At 54.7% G+C, this 8,452-nt stretch carries 3 protein-coding genes and 1 pseudogene; 1 reads left to right on the top strand and 3 read right to left on the bottom strand.

Translation table 11 applies throughout. The annotated features are described in order from the left end of the window. Positions 1-371 precede the first annotated feature (371 nt). A complete protein-coding gene (locus KYG_RS02130; RefSeq protein WP_008903167.1) occupies positions 372-5,996 on the top strand; it encodes a site-specific integrase in 5,625 nt (1,874 codons plus the stop codon). Positions 5,997-6,006: 10 nt separating this feature from the next. On the opposite strand, the gene KYG_RS24210 is transcribed toward KYG_RS02130, so the two are convergent. From KYG_RS24210 to KYG_RS23485, 3 genes and pseudogenes are all read right to left on the bottom strand, one after another. Then, positions 6,007-6,816, bottom strand: a complete 810-nt coding sequence (locus tag KYG_RS24210) for a hypothetical protein (RefSeq protein WP_008903168.1) — start codon at positions 6,814-6,816, stop codon at positions 6,007-6,009. Positions 6,817-7,788: 972 nt separating this feature from the next. Then, positions 7,789-7,941 carry a hypothetical protein gene (locus KYG_RS24805; RefSeq protein WP_008903169.1) on the bottom strand — a complete coding sequence of 51 codons (153 nt, stop codon included), beginning with the start codon at positions 7,939-7,941 and terminating at the stop codon, positions 7,789-7,791. Between the two features lie 97 nt (positions 7,942-8,038). Beyond that, positions 8,039-8,311 (bottom strand): annotated as a pseudogene (locus KYG_RS23485) (DNA/RNA non-specific endonuclease); the annotation flags it as partial. Positions 8,312-8,452 lie beyond the last annotated feature (141 nt).

Here is an 8,452-nt window from a genome sequence, read left to right on the forward strand (position 1 = left end):
AATGCCGAAGTAGATGCGCCGGTTCTACTTTGAGGCCAACGGAGCTGGAGCCTATGTTTAGTAGCAGCCGAAGCTCCGCCACTCTTGAGCTCTTGACTCCAGAAACTCGAACCATACCCAAAGGTCACTAGCACGGAGGGCCGCAATTGTGACGACACAGACCTCGTCACAAACCTCGACACAAAACAAAAAGGCCCACCGAAGTGGGCCTTGAAGACAAGCTAAGTGCTTGATGGTTATGAGCTCTAGGCTGATGAGAACGTATCTTACGTTTTCAATTGACTAGAAATGATGTAAAACGTTGAATACACATGGAATTTTGACGATTCCGGTCGGTGCAGAACGCGCCGCATTTCAACGAATGAGACCTAATGGACAACGGACCCTGGATTTTCGGCGGTCAGGACGGACAGGCTTTTGAGACCTTTGGGCTTCCAGCGTCGCTGCATCCTTTGCTCGAATGGGCTAGCCGGCTAAGGCTGACTCGTCCGCTGCTTGCGGTTCTTGATGCATCAAAAACCGGCGCCAATCCTGAGTACGTCGGATCAATCATTGAGTACTTGCGCCAGCCCGTACCGTTGAAGATTGCCTCGGCATGGGCCGACGAATCCGAGCCGGCTTCGGAGTTGTACCGGCTCATGGAGTCCCTAGCTGCGTCCCCAACCATTGCCCGTCTGTATCCATATTTGCCTCCGGCCCAACAGGTAGCCGCGCAACTCCCACGCGGCACGTTGCGCGAATTCGCCCTCCTCGCGCTGTGCGTGCCCAGGGCCTATCACCCTGACGCAGCCGCCCACCTTCGGTTGGAAACATTTCGAACCTGGACGTTCATCCAGTTCATCGCAGCCATCTATGAGGGATCCGAGCCGGACAAACGGCTCGTCGAGGTGTCGTGGAGCTTGCGCCAAGCAGTCTCTGGCGACTGGGATTGGCGGGATCTTTTCGCTGGGCTTCGCCCCCCCAGTGGATCACTAACTATATATAGACAGCATCTGACTTGGGAATCTGCAGCTCTGATCGGCAAGCTAGAACTGGCGTCCAACGACGGGCCCGGCGTCAAGGCGCATATCAAACTGCTCCGGACATTGCGCAGCTACTGTGAATCTGAGCCGATCCGGGCCGGCCGAGCCGAAACCCTGACCGCGAAGGGTGCCTTTTCTCAATATGCCCGCTTGTCCCCCGGTCGTGAGCATCTTTGGGGAACATCCGCTCAAAGTACAGCGCCGACCGTTTTTTCTCCAGGCGAAATCTTGGCGGAAGACCCCCAGCCCATCACCGGAAGGTTCATCGACCAGGATGGCGGCGAAGGGACCGAATGCTGGGAAGCAAAGATTGATGAGCGCCTCAATCCGGTGGCTCAGGAACATGAAGCGCGTGGTGTGCTTCTCGCCACCATCGAAGACCAGCAATTCCTCCCGTTCAGTACCAACCGCCTCAATCAGTTTGAACGGGCTTGCCTGGAAAACTGGTGGCAGGCTGCAATTGCGCGAGACGCACCCGAAAGTCTTCGCCTCTTGGGCGCACTCGTTTGGATCGCGGTCTACACGGCCAAATCCGTTCGGATGGCAGCGACCGACATCTCCTTTTCCAGTCAATGTGGGCGGGACTGGAGCATTCACCCCGACACCCAGACTTTGCAGAGATTGCCCCCCCGGCACCCCAGGGGATGGAAGGCTTCATCTGCGACATCGCAATGGCTGGAACCCCTCGCGGGCCATCTTCAAGTGCCACTTCCAGACGAAGTTGCAGAAATCATTTCTCAGCACTGCTCGGGACGCCCGTCGGCGCGCGCACTGTTGGATCTTTGGCCGTCGTCACCAGCCCAAGATTCGCCAGAGGCGATGTTCAACGAAGTGTGCAAGCGCACACCCGGCTTGGAACGCGTTCGGTCAGGCACGCTCGCACACGTCCTTGAGCAAGGCGTTTTCGAGGCAACCGGTGACCCCGTACTCGGTCGCCTGCTTGCGAGCAGCTCGCGAAGTGGTTTGCCGGGATCTTGTGCCTATGCAGCTTTTCGGACAGCGGAAGTCCACCGAGGCATAACCGCTGCGGGTCTCGCGCCACCTCCTTTGTTCCCACGGAACGCGCAAGCACAAGAAAACATCGCCGGCAGTGAACTGAGCCCGCTTGACCCATTGCTGCGCGAAGAAATTGCACGGGTAGGTCAGCACATTGGCCGCCTGGCGGCTGGCCCGGCCGAGAACTGGCTAGCCCACCACAACGCGGTGACGGTCTACATGACCGCCGCAATTCTTGCCGCGACTGCAATTCGTCCGGTGTCCAGCCCATTGGAGTCCTTCGGGCAGGTCGACTGGGACGAAAGGTATTTGTTCGTCGTGGACAAAGTTGCCTCCCAACGTCATGACGGTCGGATGGTGGTTCTTCCCAGCGAGTTGGTCCGGCTCTGCCAAGACTTCTACCTGCCCCACCTTCGTCGCCTAGCTTCCTGCCTCAGCAGCCAGGATCCCCCTCTCTCTCAAGAGCTGCAGACTTTATCCGCTGGCGCAGCCAGCGCCGCGATGCCGGCACTTTTCTTCCTCGGGGAAGACCCCGCACGAAAAAGCCTGCGCTGGTTCGAAGTATCTGAAGTGTCGCTGGACTCGATGGAGGTCTTCTCCTGGCCGTTGCCGTGGAATCTATTCCGACATCGGATCAGCACGAGTCTGCGCAGATTGGGGCAAGACCCCGAGATCATCGACGGCCTCCTCGGGCATGCAGAAGGAGGAACGGCTACATACGGACGGTTCTCGGCAAGGGTTAGGCTTCAGGATTTGGAAGCTATCCGCCCGGCCCTTGAACAGCTCTTCGCCGCGCTTCAGTTTGCCCCACCTCAAACGCCTGGCTGGGACACCACACCCCTTGATTTTCCCGACCTGACGCCAGGCAATTCGTGCCTTGTAGAGGGTACGCAATTCGGCAGCGCAGCCCGTGAGACTCGACGCGCGAAACGCCACGCTGACGCACTGACTGAAGCACAAAGTGAGATTCTTCGTTTTGTTGGCGAGCGCCCTGTCGATTCAATCTCAGCCGACGAGTGGGAGATGCTGAGCCAACGCATGCTGCTCAACGACTCGGGCACCCCGCGAGCACTCGGCTCCCTTCGATACGAAGCGCTTCAGGATTGGATTCGTCAACGCTGGTGCGCGGATGGGACTCGACCACGTCTCAAAAAGCGCTACCTGCCGGCCTTGGAGGAGCGCACGTTGCTCTCGCATCAAGCTATCGGCAGCCGCCAAAAGGTAGCGGCGGCACTTCATGCTCTGCAGCCCATCCTTGAAGCGATGGAGCTCTCCCGCACCTCGCTTCGCGAATGTCTTTTCTATGGCACGGCGCTCACCGTTCTTGAGTCTAGGGTGACAGAGCCTCCACTGCTCCGAGACCTGCTCGTGGCCAAGAATTTTCGGCTTGTGCATTTCGATCAATCCTACTATCTGGAGTATTCCCCTGACTTGGACATCGATTCGGGCAGCGCCGTCAAACGGTACCCCATCAGTGCTGCTACAGCGAACTTCCTGGCCCGGGCCAGTACTTCAAAACGCGGCCTGAACATGGACAAGAGCAGCCCACCCGTTGAGTGGCAAACAGTCTGCCAAAAGATCGGGCTACCGACCCTGCACGCAAAGCCCCCCACCGCAACGATCTCTGAACTCGCGCAACTGGTCCATCAAGCAAACCTTCTGGAGTATCCCGCCTCCCTTGCGGCTTATCTGAATGGCGACCTCCCATCCGTGGGACTGCCCCATCGCGACTGGGTCAGATTGCATCGCGGTGCGGCTGGCGATTTCGGAACACCAATAACTTCCGAGAAGGCGAACGACTCGGAAACCTTCGAGGACGAACAAGGCCCACCCCAGGTATCGCTGGACCAGCATGAAGTTCATCTATCCACTATGGTGGATATAGATACGGCGATACCTGCTGCATCGTCCGCAATTCCAGATCCCGCCATTTCACAGGAGGCAAGCAAGAAGCTATTCGGTGAGGTGCGTGCGATATTCAGAAAGCACGCCGCTGCTACCGCTGGTGGGATTGGCCGCAGAAATATGGACGCGGCACTTTGCAGGGCGCTGGATCAATACCGAGGGTCCGCCGGAAGAAGTTGCCAGCTCCTGGTCGAGTGGGTCCGGCACCTCTTACGCAGAAGCACCCGCAAGGGCACCCTGCTTCGCGTCAGTTCTGTCGACAGATATTTCAGCAGCTTGTCACTGTGCTTTTTGGCCGTCGGTTTCGATCACGATTTACTGGCGTGCGAGGAGGAAGATGTCACCGACTTTTACCTCAGTCTGATGGACGCACGGTCGGGAATTCCAGATGCAACGGAGCCGTCAATGACCACTCCAGGATCCGACTCGCCAAGTACGGAGAATGGCTATAGGACCTTAAAGCTAGCCCTGCAATGCCTGAAGGATTTCCATCAAACGATGCACGCGGCTTTGGGGATCGAGAACCCCGACTGGTCCGAGATCATTTCTGATGGACCCAGCTTGTTGGTATCGGCTGGCTGCATCACAGAACTGGAGTACCTCCGCGTCAACGCTTGCCTCGCGCCCATTCCGACCCAAGCATCGGAGGCCGATCTCCAGTGCGCGTTCATCAATCTGTTGATGTACCGATTCGGCCTGCGCGGCATGGAGGCCGCATGTCTGTTGCGCGCTGACTGGACGGAGCCGGCGCCGGACTGTGTGGTGCTACTGGTCCGAAGCAATCATTTACGCAGGCTGAAATCGCCAGCAAGCCGTCGCCAAGTTCCACTCCTCTTTCGCCTGACGGCGCACGAGAGGTCAATCATTGAGCAATGGTTCTTGGTACGACAAGCCACTCCGGTTTTGAATGACAAAGACGAGCTCTTCCCTACGGAGTTGGGACTGGATGGCTTGGAAGAACGGCGACGATTGCTCAGAAGAATCAGCTCTGTCATTCAACAGGTGACCCGCAACGATCAACTCAGTCCTCATCACAACCGGCACACGTTCGCGAACAGGGTCGCGGAGTTCTTGGGCCTCAGCACATTGAATCTGAATCCGGTTGATATTGGCAGCACAACATCCCAGAGTGCGAGGCGGCTTCTTTTAGGAAGCACGGACTCGACACGGCGCTGTGCCTGGGCAGTTGCCCGACTACTGGGTCATTCACAACCAAGCACAACATTTCGAAGCTACCTACATTACGTTCCAGATGTGGCAAACCGCTCCGTACAGCTTCAGAAATTCACTCAACAGGATAGATCTAAATATCTTCAGGAAAATATTATCGATCTCGACAGGATCACGCTGCTCCATGACTACTTAAGTACATTCGAATCTGATTCTGGCCCGACAACTACAAGCCCCCTCACACCTACGGCAGCCCTCAAATTTGTTCGGATACTTGTTCTGCGGAAGAATTTCGACATTGCTCAGCAGGCGACAAATATTTCAAAAAAAGATGGAAAGTATTTGGAAAATTTACTGATCGAGACGGGCCGCATAGTTTCGAAAGGCAAAATAGGACCACACTCACTTGACTGGTTGTCGGGCATTCAACCAACGCGCTGGGCAGAATTGGTGCAGCACGCCGAATTAGTGGATCAGAATGATTTCTCATTCTCCAGTTTTCCGTACCATGGCGAGAACATCACCTCCTTCATCGGCCCCTCGCGACAGGTTCTTTTGTGGCAAAAGGAACATTTTGAATTCTTAAAACAAGTCATTAATTTCTGGGATCTTGATAGTTACAGTTTTCGACTCTTTACAAATTCACGGGGAATGACTCTTCAAAAATTTGCTGATGAAAATTTGCTCAACTTAATTAACATGCACACACTGAAAGCCGAAGAGACTAGACTTCAAGTGGATCCAGTTCGGCGTGGGGTTCCATTGGCAAATATTATTGATCGCAGTGCAGCAATTGGATTAAGAGGCCATGGACTCATTCGCTCAAGTCAGGAATTCTTAATGATTTTTCTGATTTCTCTGGCATTAAATTGGTCAGCCAACCAAGGTAAGCTGACCACATAGTTGGAAAATATCAATCTTCCCTGCGGGGCTCCGCAAAACAAGCGTAACAAAGAACCTCGCGGCCCAAATGATCCAGCGTTTGCCGCGCGCGGACATGTGTTTCTAGTCCCGATTGCGCAAGCTCTGCGACCTGGACAAGGGGGAGTTCATCCTCCAGATAATTAATATCCACAACCTTTTTCTTTACTTGCATTAGTAGGACCTTTTTTCCCGTATCAAACCCAAGCAGCCGACCATAAAGAGAAACCTGTTTTGGTTCATAACAAGCCAGGTTCGCACGTGGCGCAAATTTTCCCTCTAGGTCAATATTAAATCCCAAGAAATCTACGTGTATAGGGGCCTTGATTTTTCTATTTGCCAAGCTTCTCAAAGCATCTTGGGCAACAGTTTGTACATTTTCCCGCTCGCGATCTGCCAATTGATTTTCATCCAAATAGTTTGGATCGTTTTGCGCCGAGTACCCCAACATTTTTTGCAGAGTTGCCCGTATGAGAAGACTCGCCTTTGACTTATCGAGAGCACCGACTTCGGCATAACAAAACAAGCGCAGCTGCAGAATCGAACCTCCGGGTTTACTTCTAGCAGCCGATTCAATCAACAACAGTTCAGGCTCGCACAAATGTTCGCTAGTTAATATATTTTTCAACGCCGCCGCCAACGAATTCATCTCGCCAAATCGCAAATCCGCCAAACCACCACCGACCTCGACGCCTTCGTCATCAACAACTGCCGTGAGTTGATGAATTACTTTTTGCTCCAAAGTCACAATCAATTCACCAATCTTCTTTGACTCAAAAACCAATGCATTTTCAAAACTCATAGATATTCCTTCCAAACCAAATAAACAGACAAATAGGGGTCGCAGAATTATTTACCGCACGACAAACGGTCACCTGCCCTAAAAGCGAGCAGAATGAATAGGGTTGACTGCGCCATCCATGCGAATGGCAAATTAGACAAGCCACGAAGATTTCGAGACCAGCATGGGAGCGTCGGAGTAGCCAACTACGCCGAAGATATTTAAGTGGCGGAATAATCGCCTTGAAACAACGAGACGTTAATGGTGGAATTTCACCAAAAAGATCGTTGCCGTAAAGAATACCGACGCAGAAAGCGTCGGTCAATTTCGATGAGCGCTATGAGCTAGGCTCATTGGCTAATAAATGAGGGGGAGGAAACTTCCCCATTGAGTGACAGATGGGTCTAAACCGCCAGTCACCTTATATATTAATGCCGGGTCATGGAAGGACCCGACTATGTATAGGACAGGCTTTCCTATCCATTTAGGCCGTCATTTGTGGGCGGCCTGGTCGTCACACGAATGACCATTGGCCCCAATTTTAGCAACAACGGAGCGTTTTCGAACGGAGGGCTGGACCGCCCCCCGGGACAACCCCCAGTCTCAGGCCGAGGCGCGTTCAACCGCCTAGGGGCAGTCCCACCTACACGCTGCCAATTCTTCTGGACATATCTGCGCAGGAGGCACCTTGGCAGTGTTCCTTCATTCGACACCCAGTGTGGGAGGAAGTGCGATGAGCACCCAGAGGTTTACGCTGGAATTCAAGGAAGAAGCAGTCAAGCAGTGTGATTCTCGGGGGATCGACAGCGCGGCGATACCAGCGCAAACCCAGTGTTCACGCGGGTCAGCGGCGTTTTGCAGGGCCGACTAGGTATTGCCTGACATGGAGCGCATGCCACCACTAGGCCTTCCTTGAGCGTGGTAGCGATGCTGACCTTCACGCCGAACTCGTAGGGTGTCCTGGCTTTGATTCCAAAGGCAAAGGCACCGCGCTTATTGGCTCTTGGTGCGCAGCTCGGTGTCACCCATAGCTTCACGCCTGCGCTCCCACTTCAGCCCCAGGGCCCCAGCATTGAGGAACACGGCAAAGAGGATTATCCCAACCAAAATGGGATCGGCGAGAACTTGGTGTACGACTTCAGGCATGCAGACCTTATAGGACGAACCCACCACCAGGTCAAGAAATCCCAGCGACCAGAAAGCGAATTGGCAGGCCCGGCCACCGCATGCTCGTCATGCAGTGTCACTGCGCCCGGCCCGGCAGGAATTCAATGCCCGTGCGCCGCACCAGCTCGGCGTAGCTGATGGGCCGCAACACGCGCTCAGCCTCCTAGTTGGCTTGCCAGTGGGTCCAGGCGCGGTCCGCAGTGGCGTCATAGACCAACTTGTACATGTAAGTGGGCCCCCGTACGCCACCCGGACCGATACGTTCACTCTCCGAGGTGAACACCGGCCCGGTGATCACGTACACATCACCCTGGGCGCGCAAAGCATAGCGTCGCGTATCCGCCCTGATGCCCCAGTCGCTGACGATGAAGGTCGCGTTGTCGCAATTGTTGATCTCAAAACAGCAGCTGACGACTCAAAACGGAAGTTCAAATGGACCATCATCGACCGTGGTTATGATCTCCAGGCGGCTTTCTATGTCGATGGTTTA

Source organism: Acidovorax sp. NO-1, assembly GCF_000238595.1.
In the GTDB taxonomy this organism is placed as follows: domain Bacteria; phylum Pseudomonadota; class Gammaproteobacteria; order Burkholderiales; family Burkholderiaceae_C; genus Acidovorax.

What these genes read in the sequence shown, in the direction of transcription:
- KYG_RS02130 (WP_008903167.1), top strand. Translation starts at nt 372, where the DNA reads ATGGACAACGGACCCTGGATTTTCGGCGGTCAGGACGGACAGGCTTTT.
- KYG_RS24210 (WP_008903168.1), bottom strand. Translation starts at nt 6,816, where the DNA reads ATGAGTTTTGAAAATGCATTGGTTTTTGAGTCAAAGAAGATTGGTGAA.
- KYG_RS24805 (WP_008903169.1), bottom strand. Translation starts at nt 7,941, where the DNA reads ATGCCTGAAGTCGTACACCAAGTTCTCGCCGATCCCATTTTGGTTGGG.